Origin of the sequence: Stutzerimonas stutzeri, from assembly GCF_013522825.1 — a bacterium.
In the GTDB taxonomy this organism is placed as follows: Bacteria; Pseudomonadota; Gammaproteobacteria; order Pseudomonadales; family Pseudomonadaceae; genus Stutzerimonas; species Stutzerimonas stutzeri_AK.
Genome location: NZ_JAAMQZ010000003.1, coordinates 87,845 through 105,420 on the forward strand (window position 1 = coordinate 87,845; position 17,576 = coordinate 105,420).

Sequence of the window (17,576 nt, forward strand, 5' to 3'; positions counted from 1 at the left end):
ATGATCGCCGCCGAAGGCCTTTCGCGCCTGGCGTTGCGCCGCTTGCTACGGCATGAACGCCGCAACCTTTCACCCACCCAGCAACGCCTCGCCGCACAGCGACTCCATCGCCAGTTGGCACAACATCCCCTGTTCCGCCGCGCACGGCATATTGCCCTCTACCTGCCCAACGATGGCGAGATCGATCCGCGCCCGCTGCTGCGCGCCGCACAGAAAATGGGCAAAGCCACTTATCTGCCGGTCCTCAACGCCTGGCCGCGAACCCGTATGGTGTTCCAGCGCATCCTGCCGGGCGAACGCCTGAAACCCAACCGCTTCGGCATCGCCGAACCGATATTCTGCCAGGCGCGCCAACAACCGGTCTGGACGCTGGACCTGCTACTGATGCCACTGGTGGGGTTCGATGAACACGGCGGTCGCCTGGGCATGGGTGGCGGCTTCTATGATCGCAGCCTGGCGTATCGCTCAAGGCGCAAAAAAAGTCACAAACCGACGCTTTTGGGGCTTGCCCATGAATGCCAGAAAGTTGATCGCCTGCCGCTGGCAAGCTGGGATGTTGATTTGCAGGCGGCGGTAACAGACAGAAGCTGGTACGTGAAACGGGACAGAACGTCCGAAGGAATGTAGCGAGCCGCATCCGTGCGGCGCAGCCGATTCAGCGCTGGAGTTGCTGCGAATGACTGATAGGGATCATTGGTGCCGAGGCTTCAGAGCGCTCCCACAACCCCTGGGTATAGCCCGTGGTGACTACACCCAAACCGAAAACCAGTACCAGGATCCAAAGAATATCCGGCTTGCGTTTCATAATGATGTTCGCCTCCCCCTGCCAGGCGAATAGTCCCTGCCAAGCCATATCATTTTTAGTTTTCAGGCTCGACAACACCCACCTCAAGCGCGGCATTCTCCGCTATGCCTCCATGCAGTGCAAACACGCATCGGGACCGATTGTCGGGGAATGTGCGTTCGAGAACCCTTTCAAGCGAACCACAGCGAGCAAATAGCATGCCCTACTGGCTGATGAAGTCCGAACCCGATGAATTCTCCATTCGCAATCTCGAACAACTCGGCCACGCACGCTGGGATGGCGTGCGCAATTATCAGGCCCGCAACTTTCTGCGCGCAATGGCTCAGGGCGACCGTTTTTTCTTTTATCACTCCAGCTGCGCAACGCCCGGCATTGCCGGAATCGGCAGCATCCTCCGGACGGCCTATCCGGACCCCACCGCTCTCGATCCCGAGAGCCCTTATTTCGACGCCAAAGCCAGCGAGACGAAAAATCCCTGGTGCGCGGTGGAGGTCGGTTTCGTCGAGGTTTTCCAGTCGGTCATGAGACTATCCCGACTCAAGGCCGAACCGGCGCTTGCGCAGATGCCCCTGGTGCAAAAAGGCAGCCGGCTTTCAGTGATGCCTGTCAGCGAGACGGAGTGGCAGGCCATTCTGGCCATGCGCTGAGCGGCGAACGGCTCTCTACTGGATGATCAGGTTGTTGAACAAGAGATCATCCACCAGAGGGCTGCCCTCTTCCTGGGCAAGTACCGCCTGCACCTGCTGCAGGGCTTCCTTGCGCAGGATTTCCTTGGCCTCGACGCTCCCCAGGCTGGCATCGGTCTGCTGCGAAAACAGCATCACCAGTTGATTGCGAATCAGCGGTTCATGGTGCTTGACCCTGGCCTCGGCCTCGCTGGAGCCAATACGCAGGGCAACGTCCGCCTTGTAATACTTCAATTTCCCATCCGCACCGTAGTTGCCAACCAGCGCGGGCACCAGGGTGTAGTAGATGGTTTTTGTCGCTGCCGTATCGGCTGCGGATTTTTCGGCCAGGGCCGGCGTCGCCAGGCCAAGCGCCAGACAGAAAGCAAGGATGCGCGTCACGGGAACACTCCAGGGGAGAACGACCGCCAGCATAACCAGTGCCAGGCGCGGACCCAAGCCCGGCCTTATGTATTGCCATCATGACGGACCATGCTCATTGCGCCCGCAAGGCAGCCTTCTAGACTGAACGAGCCCAAACGTTCTCGAAACCATGAAAAAGGAAGCCCGATGAAAGCCGTTCTGTGCAAAGCCTTCGGCCCGACCGAAAACCTCGTTATCGAAGATGTCGACAGCCCCTCAATCAGGAAAGGCGAGGTACTGCTCGACGTGCATGCAGCCGGGGTCAACTTTCCGGACACCCTGATCATCGAGGGCAAATACCAGTTCAAGCCTGCCTTTCCCTTTTCACCGGGTGGCGAAGCGACGGGCGTGGTGGCCGCAGTGGGTGAAAGCGTCACCCATCTGAAGGCCGGCGACCGGGTGATGGCGCTGACCGGCTGGGGCGGCTTCGCCGAGCAGGTCGCAGTGTCTGGCCAGAACGTGCTGCCGATTCCCGCTGAAATGGATTTCACCACCGCAGCGGCCTTCGGCATGACCTATGGCACCTCGATGCATGCGCTCAAGCAGCGCGCCAACCTGCAGCCCGGCGAAACCCTGCTGGTGCTCGGAGCCTCCGGGGGCGTCGGCCTGGCGGCGGTGGAGATCGGCAAAGCCATGGGGGCTCGCGTGATTGCGGCAGCCTCGACCACCGAGAAGCTGGAAGTCGCCAGAAACGCCGGCGCCGACGAACTCATCAATTACAGCGAAACGAATCTGAAGGAGCAGTTGAAGGCGCTCACCAACGGGCAGGGCGTGGATGTGATCTACGACCCTGTCGGCGGCACGCTGTTCGTGGAAGCCTTTCGCAGCATCGCCTGGAACGGTCGCATGCTGGTGGTGGGATTCGCCGCCGGCGGCGAGATTCCGGCGCTGCCGGCCAACCTGCCCCTGCTCAAGGGCGCCTCGCTGATCGGCGTATTCTGGGGCGCTTTCGCCCAGCGCCAGCCGCATGACAATGCCGCCAACTTCAGGCAATTGTTTGCCTGGTACGCCGAAGGCAGACTCAAGCCGCTGGTCTCGCAGACATTTCCACTGGAACAGGCTGGCAAGGCGATCGCCACGCTCGGCCAACGCAAGGCGGTGGGCAAGCTGGTGGTGCAGGTAAGGTAGGTTGGATTAGCCGAAGGCGTAATCCGACGGACAAGGCATCGGCCTCTAGCGCGCCTGGCAGCCCGCTCGTCGGGTCGGTGAAGCGTGACCCGACCTACAGCCAGCGTAGGGTAGATATCGCTTTTAACATCCACCATGACTCCGCTCGCCGGGTCGCTGAAGCGCGACCTGACCTACAGCCAACCGTAGGTCGGATTAGCCGAAGGCGTAATCCGACGAACAAGGCGCCGGCCTTTACCGCGCCTGACAGCCCGCTCGCCGGGTCGGTGAAGCGTGACTCGATCTACGATCAGTGCGCGGTAGCCTCGCCAGCCTGCTGGATACGCTCCATCTCCTGAGCGTAGAGCGCATCGAAGTTCACCGGCGCCAGCATCAGGGCCGGGAAGGAGCCACGGGTGACCAGGTTGTCCAGCGCTTCGCGGGCGTAGGGGAAGAGGATGTTCGGGCAGAAGGCACCCAGCGTGTGGCTCATGGCCTGGGGCTCCAGGCCCTTGATCAGGAAAATTCCGGCCTGCTGCACTTCGGCGATAAAGGCGACTTCTTCGCCGGTCTTCACCGTGACCGAGAGGGTCAGCACCACTTCATGGAAATCGCCTTCCAGCGTCTTCTGGCGGGTGTTCAGATCCAGCGCAACGCTGGGATTCCATTCCTGACGGAAGATCTCGGGGCTTTTCGGCGCCTCGAAGGAAAGGTCGCGGACATAGATGCGCTGCAGGGAAAACTGTGCGCCCTGCTCTTCCTGAGCGGCGGCTGCGCCGTTGTTTGCTTGTTCAGTCATGTGAAAGCCTTCTCGCTGTGCATGTTGTATTGGATTCCCTGCCCGGACCTGGCATCCGGGCACCCTGTCAGGTCGTTGAAAAAACCACCTGTTGCGGCAAATCAGCCCTGAAGCATCGCATCCAGACGCCCTGCACGCTCCAGCGCGTGCAGTTCATCACAGCCACCGACGTGCCGGCCTCCGATCCATATCTGCGGTACCGAAGTGCGCCCGGCCTTGCTGGCCATTTCGGCACGCAAGGCCGGCTTGCCGTCCACTGGAATTTCATTGAAGGCAACGCCCTTGCGCTGCAGCAGGCTCTTGGCCCGCACACAAAACGGACACCAGGCGGTGGTATAGATGACGACTTCAGGCATGTTTATTTGACCACTGGCAGATTGTCGCCGCGCCAGCTGGACATCCCCCCAGACAGCTTGACGGCAGTGAAGCCCGCCTTCTTCAGCTCGCGACAGGCCGTTCCGGCGTGCTGGCCCATGGCATCGACGACGATGATCGTCCTGGCCTTGTGCTTTTCCAGCTCGCTCAGTCGGCTGACCAGTTTTTCGTGGGGAATGTTCAATGCATCGACGATATGACCCGCATCGAACTCCTTCTTGGCACGCACGTCCAACACCACGCCTTCGTCACGGTTGACCAGCCCCGTCAGCTCCCGGCTGCCCAGGCTCTTGCCACCCTTCTGCGCTTCGGTGATGGCGAGCAGAACGAGCAATGCCAGGAAGATGCTGACAAGTACATAGTTGTTAGAGACGAATTCAATCAGGTTAGCGACCATCTACAAGGTTCCCGGAGGGTAAAATCCCGGCAGTATACACAGCCCCCTTTGCCGGCTGAACCCTGCCAATCGTGTAGAATCGCTGCCCTTATTCGCGCCCTCGTACAAGGAGCCAGATAAATGCCCGCCGCGCCCAAACCCCTGGTACTGATCATCCTCGATGGCTTCGGACACAGCGACAGCCCCGAATACAACGCCATCCATGCGGCCAGCACTCCGGTTTATGACCGTTTGCGCGCTACCCAGCCGCACGGGCTGATCTCCGGCAGTGGCATGGATGTCGGCCTGCCGGACGGCCAGATGGGCAACTCGGAAGTCGGTCACATGAACCTTGGTGCGGGCCGCGTGGTGTACCAGGACTTCACACGCGTGACCAAGTCCATCCGCGACGGTGATTTCTTCGCCAATCCAGCCATCTGCACCGCCGTGGACAAGGCCGTCTCCAGCGGCAAGGCCGTACACATCCTCGGCCTGCTATCGGATGGCGGCGTACACAGCCATCAGGACCATCTGGCGGCCATGGCCGAACTGGCGGTCAAGCGCGGCGCCGAAAAGATCTACCTGCACGCCTTCCTCGATGGCCGCGACACACCGCCCAAGAGCGCGCAAAGCTCCATCGAACTGCTGCAGGCCACCTTCACCCGCCTGGGCAAGGGCCGCATCGCCAGCCTGATCGGACGCTACTACGCCATGGACCGCGACAATCGCTGGGACCGCGTGCAGCAGGCTTATGAGTTGATTGTCGAGAGCAAGGCCGAGTACCAGTCCGACTACGCGGTGGACGGCCTGATCGCCGCCTACGAACGCGGCGAAAGCGATGAATTCGTCAAGGCCACCCGCATTGGCGAGGCGGTACACGTCGAGGACGGCGATGCCGTGGTGTTCATGAACTTCCGCGCCGACCGCGCACGCGAGCTGACCCGCGCCTTCGTCGAGCCCGGCTTCAAGGAATTCCAGCCCGCTCGCACGCCGCAACTGGCCGGCTTCGTCATGCTCACCCAGTATGCCGCGAGCATTCCCGCCCCTGCCGCCTACGCGCCCGAAGCGCTGACCAATGTCCTCGGCGAATACCTGGCCAACAATGGCAAGACCCAGCTACGCATCGCCGAGACCGAGAAGTACGCCCACGTCACCTTCTTTTTTTCCGGTGGACGCGAAGAGCCCTTCGCCGGCGAAGAACGCATCCTGATCCCTTCGCCGCAGGTCGCCACCTATGATCTGCAACCGGAGATGAGCGCACCCGAAGTCACCGACCGCATCGTCGATGCCATCGACAACCAGCGCTTCGATGTCATCATCGTCAACTATGCCAATGGCGACATGGTCGGCCACACCGGCGTATTCGAGGCGGCAGTCAAGGCGGTGGAATGCCTGGACAAATGCGTCGGTCGTATCGTCGAAGCGCTGGACAGGGTCGGTGGCGAGGCGCTGATCACCGCTGACCATGGCAATGTCGAGCAGATGGAAGACGTCATGACCGGCCAGGCACACACCGCGCACACCTGCGAGCCGGTGCCCTTTATCTATGTTGGCAAGCGCGCTTTGAAGATCCGTGAAGGCGGCGTACTCGCCGACGTAGCGCCGACCATGCTGAGCCTGCTGGGGCTGCCGGTTCCGGCGGAGATGACCGGGCGCTCGATTGTTGAACTCGGCTGACGGTTGCCAGGGGGATGCCGCTTCTGACTTCACCGCTGCAGGTCGGGTCGATGGAGCGTGACCCGACCTGCAGCCCGCACCCGGCGATCTACTTTGTAGGTCGGATTAGCCGCAGGCGTAATCCGACGATCTGAAGACGTAATCCGACAACCCGAAGCCTGTAAGGCGGGTTTCACCCGCCTTACAGCTTCCGACTCACTTTTTAGGCATACTACGGCGGTCGTCGACCGCTCGGTTACACCCGCCATGCCCCGTTTAATTCTCGCCTTCGCGTTTTTCTGCCTGCTCGGCCCGGTCGTGGCGGATGAACGCGCAGCAGCGCGCCAGCAGATAGAAGCCGCTCGCAAGGACGTCGCCGAGCTGCAGAAACTGCTCAAGCAGATCGAGCAGGAAAAGTCTGCCGTACACAAGCAGCTGCAGACCACCGAAAGCGAAATGGGCGAACTGGAAAAGCAGGTGGATTCGCTGCAGCAGGAAATCGATCGCAGCGAAGCCGAGCTGGAACGTCTCAACGAAGAAAAGACCACCCTCGAAGGCGCCCGCATCGAACAGCAGCGACTGATCGGCATCCAGGCCCGCGCGGCCTATCAGAGCGGTCGCCAGGAATACCTCAAGCTGCTGCTCAACCAGCAGAACCCGGAAAAATTCAGCCGCTCTCTGACTTATTACGACTACCTGAGCAAAGCGCGCTTCGAGCAGCTCGAACGCTTCAACGAAACCCTGCGGCAACTGGCGACCGTCGAAACCGGCATCGAGCGGCAACAGGCAACCCTGGGCAAGCAGCAGGATGGCCTGAAGCAGCGTCAGGTCCAGCTGGCCGAAGTTCGCAAACAGCGCCAGCAGACCCTGGCCAGACTGGACAAGGACCTGTCCAGCCGCGACCGCAAGCTCAAGGCGCGCCAGCAGGAACAGGCGCAGTTCGAGCGAGTACTCAAGACCATCGAGGAAACCCTGGCGCGCCAGGCCCGCGAGGCCGAGGAACAGCGCCAGCGCGCCCTGGCCCTGGCACGCGAAGAACAGGCGCGCCAGCAAGCATCCGGCAACACCGCAGCAACACCTTCAGGCCCGTTCGTCTCCAGCGCTGGCGCCAGCTTCGGCGGTCCTTTCGCCAATGCCAGGGGCAAGCTGCCCTGGCCCGTCGACGGACGCCTGGTCGCCGGCTACGGCACTCCGCGCGGCGGCGACGCTCGAACCAAATGGGACGGGGTGCTGATCGGCGCCGCCATCGGCACCCAGGTGCGCGCCGTGCACGGTGGCCGCGTGGTGTTCGCCGACTGGCTGCGCGGTGCCGGGCTGCTGGTGATTCTCGACCACGGCAACGGCTATCTGAGCCTGTACGGCCACAACCAGAGCCTGCTGCGCGATGCCGGAGAAATCGTCAAGGCCGGCGACCCCATTGCCACCGTAGGGAACAGTGGCGGGCAGGAAGCCGCTGCACTGTATTTCGCCATTCGTCAGCAGGGTCGCCCGAGCGATCCGGCGCAATGGTGTCGCGCACAAGGCTAGCAGGCCGTTGAAAAATGTAGGCGAGGCAGGCAAGACAAGGCAAAAACAGGCGAGATACGCAGCGCAGCGAAGTAACAGCCGCAGGCTGGCCCGCAGGGTAAGCGCAGCGAATCAAGCGGAGTTTAGTGCTCTAATAAGCATGACTCACTTCGTTCGCCCTTCGGGCCGCGCTGAAGCGCGTTAGCCGCAAGCGGCTTTCCGAGCCTGTTTTTAACGCAGTATTGCCAACGCAGGTAGTTTTTCAACGGCCTGCTAGCAAAGCCAGCGAATGCGCTCTCTCACAACCGGAGTTCGACAATGCTTCACCCGCGCCGTTTTGCCCGCCCTTCAATGCTGATCCTGGCCATGCTGCTGGGCATTCACGGCAGCGCCTGGGCCCAGCAGCCGCCAGCCGACATGGCGCCAGTGCCGGAGGTACGAGGCGCGTCAGCCGCCAAGGCGCCGCTGCCACTCGAAGAGCTGCGCACCTTCGCCGAGGTGCTGGACCGGATCAAGGCCGCCTATGTCGAGCCGGTGGATGACAAGACCCTGCTGGAAAATGCCATCAAGGGCATGCTGAGCAACCTGGACCCCCATTCGGCCTATCTCGAACCCGAGGCCTTCGCCGAGCTGCAGGAAAGCACCAGCGGCGAATTTGGCGGCTTGGGCATCGAAGTGGGCGTTGAAGACGGCTTTATCAAGGTAGTCTCACCCATCGATGACACCCCGGCCTCCAAGGCCGGTATCGAGGCAGGCGACCTGATCGTCAAGATCGACGGCAAGCCGACCAAGGGCATGACGATGATCGAGGCGGTGGGCATGATGCGCGGCAAGCCCGGCAGCACTATCAACCTGTCGCTGGTTCGCGAGGGCGGCAAGCCCTTCGACGTCAAACTGACCCGTGCCATCATCCGGGTCACCAGCGTCAAGAGCCAGCTGCTCGAGCCCGGCTATGGCTATCTGCGCGTCACCCAGTTCCAGATCAATACCGGAACCGAAGTGGGCAAGGCCCTGGCGCAGCTACGCAAGGAAAACGGCAAGAAACTCGACGGACTGGTACTGGATCTGCGCAACAATCCGGGCGGCGTGTTGCAGGCTGCCGTGGAAGTCTCCGATCACTTCCTCACCGACGGTCTGATCGTCTATACCAAGGGCCGCATCGCCAATTCAGAACTGCGCTTCAATGCCGACCCGGCGGACGCCAGCGAAGGTGTATCGCTGGTGGTGCTGATCAACGGCGGCAGCGCCTCGGCCTCGGAGATCGTCGCCGGCGCCCTGCAGGACCAGAAACGCGCCGTGGTGATGGGCACCGACAGCTTCGGCAAGGGCTCGGTACAGACCGTCCTGCCGCTGAACAACGACCGCGCGCTCAAACTCACCACCGCGCTCTACTACACGCCCAATGGTCGATCCATCCAGGCCCAGGGCATCGAGCCGGACATCGAAGTGACCCGCGCCAAGCTGACCCGTGAGCAGGCCTCCGACAGCCTGCGCGAAGCGGATCTGGCCGGTCACCTGGGTAACGGCAACGGCGGTTCTGATCGTCCCAGCGGCAGCAAGACAGCCGGCGATTCACCGCGCCCGCAGGACGAGGATTACCAGCTCGGCCAGGCGCTCAACCTGCTCAAGGGATTGAACCTCACCCGCGGCAAATAAGGGTGCTTCGCGCATCCTTGTGGCTGCTGGTCGGCCTGCTACCACTGCTGTGCCACGCCGCGCCGCCAATCGATGAGACACCCTCCGAGAAACCCCGGCTGGCGCTGATCATCGACGACCTGGGCCAGAACCCGGCGAGGGATGGGCGCGTGCTGGCATTGCCCGGCCCGGTCGCGCTCGCCATCCTGCCGGACAGCCGCCATGCCGCTGCGCTTTCCGAGCGCGCCCATGCCGCCGGCAAGACGGTCATGCTGCACCTGCCGATGGCGCCCGCTGGCGGCCCTTACGCCTGGCGACCGGAACTGCCCCAGAGCGAACTCCAGGCCAGGCTCGACAGCGCCCTCGCGGCAGTACCGCACGCCAGCGGGGTAAACAACCACATGGGCAGCCAGATGACCGACCAGCCGCAGCCCATGGCTATGCTGATGGCGACGTTGCAGCAGCGCCACCTGTTCTTTCTCGACAGCCGTACCAACCCACACACCGTGGCCGCCGCCACCGCCCAACGTTTCGGACTGGCGAGCCTGTCACGGGACATCTTTCTCGATGACGATCCCCGTCCGGAGGCAGTCGCCCGGCAATTCGCCACTGCAATCGGACTGGCCCGCAAACAGGGCTCGGTGGTCATCATCGGCCATCCGCATACCAGTACCCTGGAACTGCTGGAACGCGAACTGCCACGTTTGCAGGCCGCAGGCATCGAATGGGTGGACGTCGCCCAGATGATCGCCACGCGCGGCAACCGCGCCATGGTTGCTCATGGTCGTGGAGGCATCTATCGCTAGGGGAGTCTGGACAGCTACGGGGTTGTGCCAGATTCCCGTCAAGCTTTTCCTCTGGTTTCACCTCCGCTCGTCGGGTCGGTGAAGCGTGACCCGACCTACGGCTGGAAGCTGGACAGGATCGCTCCGGGACAATGCCGATCAAGCTTTTTCGTCCAGCCTTCCAGCTTCAAGTGCTTTTATCGGCTTCTCCGCCCTTCCCCTCAGCGCATCACGATGCCGCAGCTGGCCATGTAGGCCTTGGCTTCGGGAATGCTGTATTCGCCGAAGTGGAAGATGCTCGCCGCGAGCACCGCGTCGGCCTTGCCTTCGAGGATGCCGTCGGCCAGGTGTTGCAGGTTGCCGACGCCACCGGAGGCGATCACCGGGATGCACAGCGTCTCGCTGATAGCGCGGGTCACGCCCAGGTCGTAGCCGCTTTTCACGCCGTCCTGGTCCATGCTGGTCAGCAGGATCTCGCCGGCGCCGAGGTCTTCCATTTTCTTCGCCCAGGCCACCGCATCCAGCCCGGTGGGCTTGCGTCCGCCATGGGTGAAGATTTCCCAGCGCCCCGGTTCGCCCGGTGCCGAGACCTTCTTGGCATCGATGGCGACGACGATGCACTGCGAACCGAAACGCGCCGCCGCCTCGCCGACGAACTCGGGGTTGAACACCGCGGCGGTGTTGATCGAGACCTTGTCGGCACCGGCGTTGAGCAGGTTGCGGATGTCCTGCACGTTGCGCACGCCACCGCCGACGGTCAGCGGAATGAACACCTGGCTGGCCATGCGCTCGACGGTGTGCAGCGTGGTGTCGCGGTTATCGACGCTGGCGGTGATGTCGAGGAAGGTGATCTCGTCGGCGCCCTGCTCGTCGTAGCGTCGGGCGATCTCCACCGGGTCACCGGCATCGCGGATGTTCTCGAACTTGACGCCCTTGACCACGCGGCCGTTGTCCACGTCGAGGCAGGGGATGATGCGTTTTGCCAAAGCCATCTCGGAGTTTCCACCTATGCCGCTGAATACATGATCGCTGGAGGCCAGAGGCTGAAGGCTGGACGAAAAGGCAGCTCGATCATCGTTCAGCCTCCAGCCTCAAGCGCTTTTATTCATCTTTGAACTTGAGGTCGCAAAGCGCCTGCGCTTCGGCCACGTCCAGCGTGCCTTCGTAGATCGCACGGCCGGTGATGGCGCCGATGATGCCAGGGGTGTTGGTGTCGAGCAGCTTCTGGATGTCGCCGATGTTGTGGATGCCACCGGAGGCGATCACCGGAATGCGGCTGGCGTTGGCCAGGGCCACGGTGGCTTCGACGTTGCAGCCCTGCATCATGCCGTCCTTGGCGATGTCGGTGTAGACGATCGCCGAGACGCCATCGGCCTCGAAACGGCGCGCCAGATCCACGGCCTGCACACTGCTGACCTCGGCCCAGCCGTCGGTGGCGACGAAACCGTCCTTGGCATCCAGGCCGACGATGACCTTGCCCGGAAACGCGCGGCAGGCCTCGCCGACGAATTCCGGCTGCTTGACCGCCTTGGTGCCGATGATCACGTAGCTGACGCCGGCGCGCACGTAGTGCTCGATGGTTTCCAGCGAGCGAATGCCGCCGCCGATCTGGATCGGCAGATCCGGGTAGCGCCTGGCGATGGCGGTGACCACCTCGCCATTGACCGGCTGGCCCTCGAAGGCGCCGTTCAGATCGACCAGGTGCAGGCGGCGGCAGCCGGCCTCGACCCACTTGGCGGCCATGGCCACCGGGTCATCGGAAAACACCGTGGCGTCGTCCATCAGGCCCTGACGCAGACGCACGCAGGCGCCGTCCTTGAGATCGATCGCGGGAATAATCAGCATTAGGGATTTCCTCAGAAAATTCGACTTGGCAGCATTCGCTGAAGGCTAAAGGCTGGAAGCTGGACGGAAAGCGGCACGTATTTCGTCCAGCCTCCAGCGTCCAGCCTTGCGCGCAGCGCCGCCCTCACCAACGGCCATCCCAGGCGGCGAAGTTCTGCAGCAACTGCAGGCCGTGGGTGTGGCTCTTCTCGGGGTGGAACTGCACGGCGAAACGCGAGCCATCGGCCAGCGCCGCGGCGAAATCCTTGCCGTAGTGACCGCGCCCGACCACGTGGCGCGGATTGCCGGCCTCGACGTAATAGCTGTGCACGAAGTAGAAGCGACCATTGTCCGGAATGCTGTGCCAGAGCGGATGGTCCACCGCCTGCTTGACCTGGTTCCAGCCCATGTGCGGCACCTTGAGGCGCTCGCCGTCCTCCTCCAGATCCCTGCCGAAGAAGCGCACCTGGCCGGGGAACAGGCCGATGCAATCGACCCCGTCGTTCTCCTCGCTGCGCTCGAGCAGCGCCTGCATGCCGACGCAGATGCCGAGGAAGGGGCGGTCGACGCTGACCTCGCGCACCAGCTCGTCGAAACCCAGGCGGCGGATCTCGGCCATGCAGTCGCGGATCGCGCCGACGCCGGGAAACACCACGCGGTCGGCTTCACGGATGACCTGCGCATCGCTGGTCACCAGCACCCGACCGGCGCCGACGTGCTCCAGCGCCTTGGCCACCGAGTGCAGATTACCCATGCCGTAATCGATGACGGCGACGGTCTGCATTACAGGCAGCCCTTGGTCGAAGGCATCTGCCCGGCCATGCGCTCGTCCAGCGTCAGCGCCATGCGCAGCGCGCGACCGAAGGCCTTGAACACGGTTTCGATCTGGTGATGGGTATTGGTGCCGCGCAGGTTGTCGATGTGCAGCGTTACCAGCGCGTGATTGACGAAGCCCTGGAAGAACTCCTGGAACAGGTCGACGTCGAAACCGCCAACGGTGGCGCGGGTGTAGGGCACGATCATGGTCAGGCCCGGACGACCGGAAAAGTCGATCACCACGCGCGACAGCGCTTCGTCCAGCGGCACGTAGGAATGGCCGTAGCGGGTCATGCCCTTCTTGTCGCCGATGGCCTTGGCGAAGGCCTGACCGAGGGTGATACCAACGTCCTCGACGGTGTGGTGGTCATCGATGTGCAGGTCGCCCTTGCATTCGATGTCCAGGTCGATCAGGCCATGGCGGGCGATCTGATCGAGCATGTGTTCGAGAAAAGGCACGCCTATGGCAAATCGCGCCTTGCCGGTGCCATCCAGATTGATCGAGGCCTTGACCTGGGTTTCCAGGGTGTTGCGCTCGACGAATGCCGTACGTTCGGCCATCACCTGCTCCGCTGATCGTGCAAAAAAAGATCGGCATTATAGGCCCAAATCCCGCAATGGGGCTATGTACCCTGCGCCATCGAAAGCAGCCAGCGCCGTGCGATTGAAAGCCGCCAGGGTTATGCTTGCCGCCATCTTCCAAGAACATCGCCAGGCCAGCATGCCCGTATTCGTCGAAACCATTACCGAACCCAGCCAGCAGGACCTTGTCGATCTGGCGAAGATCTTCGCCGACGCCCCCGCCTGGCTGCTGGCGCCCCACGCCGATGCCGAGGCGCTGATCCAGGCGGCGCTGGCCGATGGCAGCCTGATCGCCGGGCGCTTCAATGACCGCCTGCTCGGCGCAGCCCTGTTGCGACGCGACACACGACACTGGCGACTGTCACACCTGTGCGTGCGCAAGATCACCCGCCGCCGCGGAGTAGGCAAACGCATCATCGACGAGGCCCGGCGCCTGGCAGCCGAAGCAGGAGGGGAGCTGCATCTGGCTGCGCCACCCGAGCAGCTCGAAACCCAGGCCCTGGCGGCGCGCATGCACCTGACGCTGGTCCCGCTCTGAGGGGCTCCGAAGCCACGTCGCCACTGCCCGCGGCGCTATACTCGCCATCTTTCAAGCACGCCACTCATCAAACACGCCAAAAGCAAGGACTTGTCCATGAAAGCGATCGGCAAAATCCTGGGCCTGGTAATCCTCGGGTTGCTTCTGCTCATCGTCGCACTGGGCTTCGCCCTGACTCATCTGTTCGACCCCAACGACTACAAGGATGAGATTCGCGAGCTGGCCCGCAGCAAGGCCGGGCTCGAACTGGATATCCGTGGCGATATCGGCTGGAGCCTCTTCCCCTGGCTGGGCCTGGAGCTGCACGACACCTCCCTGGCAAGCGCCAGCATACCGCAACAGCCGCTCGCTGATCTGCGCATGCTCGGCCTTTCCGTTCGCGTGCTGCCGCTGTTCAGTCGCGAAGTACAGATGAGCGACATCACCCTCAACGGCCTCAACCTGACCCTGACGCGCGATGAAAACGGCGAGGGCAACTGGGAAGGCATTGGCCAACCAGCCCAACAGCAGGCGCAGGCTGAAACAGAACCGGCAGAGCCGGCCAGCGAAACGACCGCACAACCCAGGTCCGGCAAGACCAGCCGCCCCTTGCAACTCGATATCGACAGCCTGACCATCAAGGATGCGCGGGTCACCTATCAGGACGCCCAGAGCGGCCAGCACCTGAGCGCCGAAGGCATTGAGCTGACCACCGGCGCCATCCGCGAAGGCGAGCCTATCCCCCTCAAGCTCAACGCCTTCTTCGGCAGCAACAAGCCGGTCATGCGCGCGCGCACCGAGCTGCAGGGCAACCTGCGTTTCGACAACAAACTGCAGCGCTATCAGTTCGAAGACCTGCGCCTGACCGGTGAAGCCTCCGGTGAACCGCTGCAAGGCAAGACCCTGAGCTTCAGCGCACAGGGGCAACTGCTGGCGGATCTGGCCGCCGACGTGGCCGAGTGGAGCAGCCTCAAGTTCACGGCCAACCAGCTGCGCGGTCTTGGCGAACTCAAGGCCGGCAACCTGCAGGAGCAGCCAACCATCAACGGCACCCTGTCCATTGCCCCCTTCAACCTGCGCGAATTTCTCGACGGTCTCGGCCAAGAACTTCCGGCCATGGCCGACAACAGCAGCCTGGGCAAGGCCGAGCTGATCACCCGGCTGAACGCCACGACCAACAGCCTGAGCCTCGAAGAACTCACCCTGAAGCTGGACGACAGCACCTTTACCGGCCAGCTCGGCATCAGCGACTTCGCCAGACAGGCGCTGCGTGTCGATCTCAAGGGCGACCGCCTCGACCTCGACCGCTATCTGCCGCCGCCCGTCAAGGACGAGACAACCCAAGCACGCCAGAGCGAAGTAAAAGCCAGCGAAACAGCCGCCATCGGCAGCGGCACCACACCTCTGCCGGAAAAACCCACCCAGCAGGCCTGGAGCGAAGCCTCGGTGCTGCCCATCGCGACCCTGCGCACACTGGATACGCGAATCAGCCTCGCCATCGGCAGCCTTACCGCAATGAAGCTGCCGCTGGACAATTTCAGCCTCAAGACCCGCACCAGTGGCGGCCTGCTGACGCTGGAAAGTCTCAAAAGCGGCCTCTACAACGGGCGACTGGACGCCACAGCCAGTCTTGATGCGAGACCAGACATCCCTCTGCTGAATGCGCAGACACACATCGCTCACGTGCCGGTCGAGCGCCTGCTGCAAAGCCAGGGCGAACAGGTCGTAGTCAAGGGCCTGCTCAACCTGGACAGCAACATCCGCACCCAGGGCAACAGCCAGAAGGCCTGGATCGATGGCCTCAACGGCAAGGTCGGTTTCGTCCTCGACAACGGCATCCTCGTCGATGCCAACCTCGAACAGCAGCTGTGCCGCGCCATCGCCACGCTCAACCGCAAGCCGCTGACCAGCGAACCACGCAGCAAGGACACACCTTTCCGCGAACTCAAGGGCAACCTGACCCTGCGTAACGGCGTGGCCAGCAATCCCGACCTCAAGGCGAGCATTCCCGGCCTGACGGTGAACGGCAACGGCGACGTCGATCTGCGCGTACTGGGCATGGACTACCGCATCGGCATCCTTATCGAAGGCGACAAGGGCGCCATGCCGGACGAGGCCTGCCAGGTCAACGAACGCTACGAAGGCATCGAGTGGCCGCTGCGCTGCCGTGGCCCACTGGAACTAGGCGCCAAGGCCTGCCGCTTCGACAATGACGCCCTGGGCAAGGTCGCGGCCCGGCTGGCTGGCGAAAAGCTCAGCGAAAAGCTCGAAGAGAAGCTCGGCGACAAGGTCAGCCCGGACCTCAAGGATGCGATCAAGGGTCTGTTCAAGCGATGAGCCCGGAACAATTCGGCGCAGCGGTCCTCGCCTGGTACGACCGCCACGGACGCAAGGACCTGCCCTGGCAGCAGGGCATCACACCCTACCGCGTGTGGGTCTCGGAAATCATGCTGCAGCAGACCCAGGTCGGTACTGTGCTCGGCTATTTCGACCGCTTCATGACCGCGCTGCCCAGCGTCGAAGCACTGGCCGCTGCCGACGAAGATGAAGTGCTGCACCTGTGGACCGGGCTCGGCTACTACAGTCGCGCGCGCAACCTGCACAAGACCGCCAAACTGATCGTCGCCGAACATGGCGGCGCATTCCCGCAGGACGTGGAAAAACTCACCGAACTGCCCGGCATAGGTCGCTCCACCGCCGGCGCCATCGCCAGCCTCTCCATGGGCCTGCGCGCACCGATCCTCGATGGCAACGTCAAGCGCGTGCTGGCGCGCTACGTCGCCCAGGATGGCTATCCGGGCGAGCCGAAAGTCGCCAGGCAACTGTGGGATGTCGCCGAGCGCCTCACCCCGCAGCTGCGCGTCAATCACTACACCCAGGCGATGATGGATCTGGGCGCCACGCTCTGCACCCGCAGCAAGCCCAGCTGCCTGCTCTGCCCGTTGAAGGACGGCTGCCGCGCCCACCTGCTCGGTCGCGAAACCGACTTCCCGCTACCCAAGCCGCGCAAGACACTGCCGCGCAAGCGCACCCTGATGCCGCTGCTGGCCAACCATGAGGGCGCCATCCTGCTCTACCGTCGCCCCTCCAGCGGCCTCTGGGGCGGCCTCTGGAGCCTGCCGGAACTGGATGACCTGGCCGCCCTCGCCCCCCTCGCCGAACGCCATGCACTGACATTGCAGGAACGCCGCGAACTGCCCGGCCTGACCCACACCTTCAGCCATTTCCAGCTGGCCATCGAACCCTGGCTGGTCAGGGTAGAATCGGCCATCGGTGCCGTGGCCGAGGCCGACTGGCTCTGGTATAACCTCGCCACCCCGCCGCGACTGGGGCTTGCCGCCCCGGTGAAGACGCTGCTCAAGCGCGCCGCCGCCGAACTGAACGCAGGAGAAATCTCATGACCCGCACCGTGAACTGCCGCAAGTACAAAGAAGAACTCCCCGCCCTTGACCGCCCACCCTATCCGGGCGCGAAAGGCGAAGACATCTACAACAACGTCTCCAAGAAAGCCTGGGACGACTGGCAGAAACACCAGACCATGCTGATCAACGAACGCCGCCTGAACATGATGAACGCCGAGGACCGCAAGTTCCTGCAGGCCGAGATGGACAAGTTCTTCTCCGGCGAAGACTACGCCAAGGCTGAAGGCTACGTGCCACCCAGCGAGTGATTCTGACAAACGCCCCGACCGGGGCGTTTTTTCTG

The 17,576-nt window shown here is 63.0% G+C and carries 20 protein-coding genes; 11 read left to right on the plus strand and 9 right to left on the minus strand.

The features are described from left to right. Nucleotides 1-627, plus strand: coding sequence for a 5-formyltetrahydrofolate cyclo-ligase (locus G7020_RS03280; protein WP_181082511.1), 627 nt, complete (start codon nucleotides 1-3; stop codon nucleotides 625-627). Nucleotides 628-655: 28 nt separating this feature from the next. Here the strand turns inward: G7020_RS03280 and G7020_RS03285 are convergent, their stop codons facing one another. Continuing rightward, nucleotides 656-880 (minus strand): hypothetical protein, encoded by a 225-nt coding sequence (locus G7020_RS03285; RefSeq protein ID WP_181082602.1) that lies wholly within the window; start codon nucleotides 878-880, stop codon nucleotides 656-658. 122 nt (nucleotides 881-1,002) lie between these two features. On the opposite strand from G7020_RS03285, the gene G7020_RS03290 reads away from it, so the two are divergent. Further along, complete coding sequence (locus G7020_RS03290; RefSeq protein WP_181082512.1) at nucleotides 1,003-1,452, plus strand: EVE domain-containing protein; 450 nt, start codon at nucleotides 1,003-1,005, stop codon at nucleotides 1,450-1,452. Nucleotides 1,453-1,467: 15 nt separating this feature from the next. Here the strand turns inward: G7020_RS03290 and G7020_RS03295 are convergent, their stop codons facing one another. Further along, a complete protein-coding gene (locus G7020_RS03295) occupies nucleotides 1,468-1,905 on the minus strand; it encodes a flagellar basal body-associated protein FliL (protein WP_181082513.1) in 438 nt (145 codons plus the stop codon). 135 nt (nucleotides 1,906-2,040) lie between these two features. Between G7020_RS03295 and G7020_RS03300 the strand changes: the two genes are divergently transcribed. Then, nucleotides 2,041-3,021, plus strand: coding sequence for an NADPH:quinone oxidoreductase family protein (locus tag G7020_RS03300; protein ID WP_181082514.1), 981 nt, complete (start codon nucleotides 2,041-2,043; stop codon nucleotides 3,019-3,021). 289 nt (nucleotides 3,022-3,310) lie between these two features. On the opposite strand, the gene secB is transcribed toward G7020_RS03300, so the two are convergent. From secB to G7020_RS03315, 3 genes are all read right to left on the minus strand, one after another. Continuing rightward, nucleotides 3,311-3,799, minus strand: coding sequence for a protein-export chaperone SecB (gene secB / locus G7020_RS03305; protein ID WP_181082515.1), 489 nt, complete (start codon nucleotides 3,797-3,799; stop codon nucleotides 3,311-3,313). A 101-nt stretch (nucleotides 3,800-3,900) separates the two neighbouring features. After that, nucleotides 3,901-4,155, minus strand: coding sequence for a glutaredoxin 3 (gene grxC / locus G7020_RS03310; RefSeq protein ID WP_181082516.1), 255 nt, complete (start codon nucleotides 4,153-4,155; stop codon nucleotides 3,901-3,903). A gap of 2 nt (nucleotides 4,156-4,157) precedes the next feature. After that, nucleotides 4,158-4,571 (minus strand): rhodanese-like domain-containing protein, encoded by a 414-nt coding sequence (locus G7020_RS03315; protein ID WP_181082517.1) that lies wholly within the window; start codon nucleotides 4,569-4,571, stop codon nucleotides 4,158-4,160. A gap of 120 nt (nucleotides 4,572-4,691) precedes the next feature. Here G7020_RS03315 and gpmI point away from each other — a divergent pair, with 120 nt between their 5' ends. The 4 genes from gpmI to G7020_RS03335 all read left to right on the plus strand — a co-directional run bounded on the left by gpmI (nucleotide 4,692) and on the right by G7020_RS03335 (nucleotide 10,153). Next, nucleotides 4,692-6,227: a 2,3-bisphosphoglycerate-independent phosphoglycerate mutase gene (gpmI, locus tag G7020_RS03320; protein ID WP_181082518.1), complete on the plus strand. Its 1,536-nt coding sequence runs from the start codon at nucleotides 4,692-4,694 to the stop codon at nucleotides 6,225-6,227. A gap of 246 nt (nucleotides 6,228-6,473) precedes the next feature. Continuing rightward, nucleotides 6,474-7,733, plus strand: a complete 1,260-nt coding sequence (locus G7020_RS03325) for a murein hydrolase activator EnvC family protein (protein ID WP_181082519.1) — start codon at nucleotides 6,474-6,476, stop codon at nucleotides 7,731-7,733. Nucleotides 7,734-8,030: 297 nt separating this feature from the next. Further along, the gene (locus tag G7020_RS03330; protein WP_181082520.1) at nucleotides 8,031-9,368 is read left to right on the plus strand and encodes a S41 family peptidase; all 1,338 of its coding nucleotides are present in this window, start codon (nucleotides 8,031-8,033) and stop codon (nucleotides 9,366-9,368) included. Nucleotides 9,369-9,370: 2 nt separating this feature from the next. Further along, nucleotides 9,371-10,153: a divergent polysaccharide deacetylase family protein gene (locus G7020_RS03335; protein ID WP_181082521.1), complete on the plus strand. Its 783-nt coding sequence runs from the start codon at nucleotides 9,371-9,373 to the stop codon at nucleotides 10,151-10,153. A 200-nt stretch (nucleotides 10,154-10,353) separates the two neighbouring features. Here the strand turns inward: G7020_RS03335 and hisF are convergent, their stop codons facing one another. From hisF to hisB, 4 genes are all read right to left on the minus strand, one after another. Next, nucleotides 10,354-11,124 (minus strand): imidazole glycerol phosphate synthase subunit HisF, encoded by a 771-nt coding sequence (gene hisF, locus G7020_RS03340; protein WP_058073851.1) that lies wholly within the window; start codon nucleotides 11,122-11,124, stop codon nucleotides 10,354-10,356. 109 nt (nucleotides 11,125-11,233) lie between these two features. Continuing rightward, nucleotides 11,234-11,977 (minus strand): 1-(5-phosphoribosyl)-5-[(5-phosphoribosylamino)methylideneamino]imidazole-4-carboxamide isomerase, encoded by a 744-nt coding sequence (gene hisA, locus G7020_RS03345; protein WP_058073850.1) that lies wholly within the window; start codon nucleotides 11,975-11,977, stop codon nucleotides 11,234-11,236. A gap of 124 nt (nucleotides 11,978-12,101) precedes the next feature. Continuing rightward, nucleotides 12,102-12,740, minus strand: coding sequence for an imidazole glycerol phosphate synthase subunit HisH (gene hisH / locus G7020_RS03350; protein ID WP_181082522.1), 639 nt, complete (start codon nucleotides 12,738-12,740; stop codon nucleotides 12,102-12,104). Continuing rightward, nucleotides 12,740-13,333, minus strand: a complete 594-nt coding sequence (gene hisB, locus G7020_RS03355; protein ID WP_181082523.1) for an imidazoleglycerol-phosphate dehydratase HisB — start codon at nucleotides 13,331-13,333, stop codon at nucleotides 12,740-12,742. Before hisB ends, hisH begins: the two co-directional genes overlap by 1 nt. A gap of 160 nt (nucleotides 13,334-13,493) precedes the next feature. Between hisB and panM the strand changes: the two genes are divergently transcribed. From panM to G7020_RS03375, 4 genes are all read left to right on the plus strand, one after another. Further along, nucleotides 13,494-13,892, plus strand: coding sequence for an aspartate 1-decarboxylase autocleavage activator PanM (gene panM, locus G7020_RS03360; RefSeq protein WP_181082598.1), 399 nt, complete (start codon nucleotides 13,494-13,496; stop codon nucleotides 13,890-13,892). Nucleotides 13,893-13,988: 96 nt separating this feature from the next. Further along, nucleotides 13,989-16,208 carry an AsmA family protein gene (locus G7020_RS03365; protein ID WP_181082524.1) on the plus strand — a complete coding sequence of 740 codons (2,220 nt, stop codon included), beginning with the start codon at nucleotides 13,989-13,991 and terminating at the stop codon, nucleotides 16,206-16,208. Next, nucleotides 16,205-17,272, plus strand: a complete 1,068-nt coding sequence (gene mutY / locus G7020_RS03370) for an A/G-specific adenine glycosylase (RefSeq protein WP_181082525.1) — start codon at nucleotides 16,205-16,207, stop codon at nucleotides 17,270-17,272. The genes G7020_RS03365 and mutY overlap by 4 nt, the downstream gene beginning before the upstream one ends. Then, entirely contained in the window at nucleotides 17,269-17,541 is a 273-nt protein-coding gene (locus tag G7020_RS03375; protein ID WP_181082526.1) for an oxidative damage protection protein, read from the plus strand. Before mutY ends, G7020_RS03375 begins: the two co-directional genes overlap by 4 nt. Nucleotides 17,542-17,576: the final 35 nt, after the last annotated feature.

Bases quoted from the DNA above. Each gene is read 5' to 3' on its own strand.
- G7020_RS03280 (WP_181082511.1), top strand. From the start codon at position 1: ATGATCGCCGCCGAAGGCCTTTCGCGCCTGGCGTTGCGCCGCTTGCTA.
- G7020_RS03290 (WP_181082512.1), top strand. From the start codon at position 1,003: ATGCCCTACTGGCTGATGAAGTCCGAACCCGATGAATTCTCCATTCGC.
- G7020_RS03295 (WP_181082513.1), bottom strand. From the start codon at position 1,905: ATGCTGGCGGTCGTTCTCCCCTGGAGTGTTCCCGTGACGCGCATCCTT.
- G7020_RS03300 (WP_181082514.1), top strand. From the start codon at position 2,041: ATGAAAGCCGTTCTGTGCAAAGCCTTCGGCCCGACCGAAAACCTCGTT.
- secB (WP_181082515.1), bottom strand. From the start codon at position 3,799: ATGACTGAACAAGCAAACAACGGCGCAGCCGCCGCTCAGGAAGAGCAG.
- grxC (WP_181082516.1), bottom strand. From the start codon at position 4,155: ATGCCTGAAGTCGTCATCTATACCACCGCCTGGTGTCCGTTTTGTGTG.
- G7020_RS03315 (WP_181082517.1), bottom strand. From the start codon at position 4,571: ATGGTCGCTAACCTGATTGAATTCGTCTCTAACAACTATGTACTTGTC.
- gpmI (WP_181082518.1), top strand. From the start codon at position 4,692: ATGCCCGCCGCGCCCAAACCCCTGGTACTGATCATCCTCGATGGCTTC.
- G7020_RS03325 (WP_181082519.1), top strand. From the start codon at position 6,474: ATGCCCCGTTTAATTCTCGCCTTCGCGTTTTTCTGCCTGCTCGGCCCG.
- G7020_RS03330 (WP_181082520.1), top strand. From the start codon at position 8,031: ATGCTTCACCCGCGCCGTTTTGCCCGCCCTTCAATGCTGATCCTGGCC.
- hisF (WP_058073851.1), bottom strand. From the start codon at position 11,124: ATGGCTTTGGCAAAACGCATCATCCCCTGCCTCGACGTGGACAACGGC.
- hisA (WP_058073850.1), bottom strand. From the start codon at position 11,977: ATGCTGATTATTCCCGCGATCGATCTCAAGGACGGCGCCTGCGTGCGT.
- hisH (WP_181082522.1), bottom strand. From the start codon at position 12,740: ATGCAGACCGTCGCCGTCATCGATTACGGCATGGGTAATCTGCACTCG.
- hisB (WP_181082523.1), bottom strand. From the start codon at position 13,333: ATGGCCGAACGTACGGCATTCGTCGAGCGCAACACCCTGGAAACCCAG.
- panM (WP_181082598.1), top strand. From the start codon at position 13,494: ATGCCCGTATTCGTCGAAACCATTACCGAACCCAGCCAGCAGGACCTT.
- G7020_RS03365 (WP_181082524.1), top strand. From the start codon at position 13,989: ATGAAAGCGATCGGCAAAATCCTGGGCCTGGTAATCCTCGGGTTGCTT.
- mutY (WP_181082525.1), top strand. From the start codon at position 16,205: ATGAGCCCGGAACAATTCGGCGCAGCGGTCCTCGCCTGGTACGACCGC.
- G7020_RS03375 (WP_181082526.1), top strand. From the start codon at position 17,269: ATGACCCGCACCGTGAACTGCCGCAAGTACAAAGAAGAACTCCCCGCC.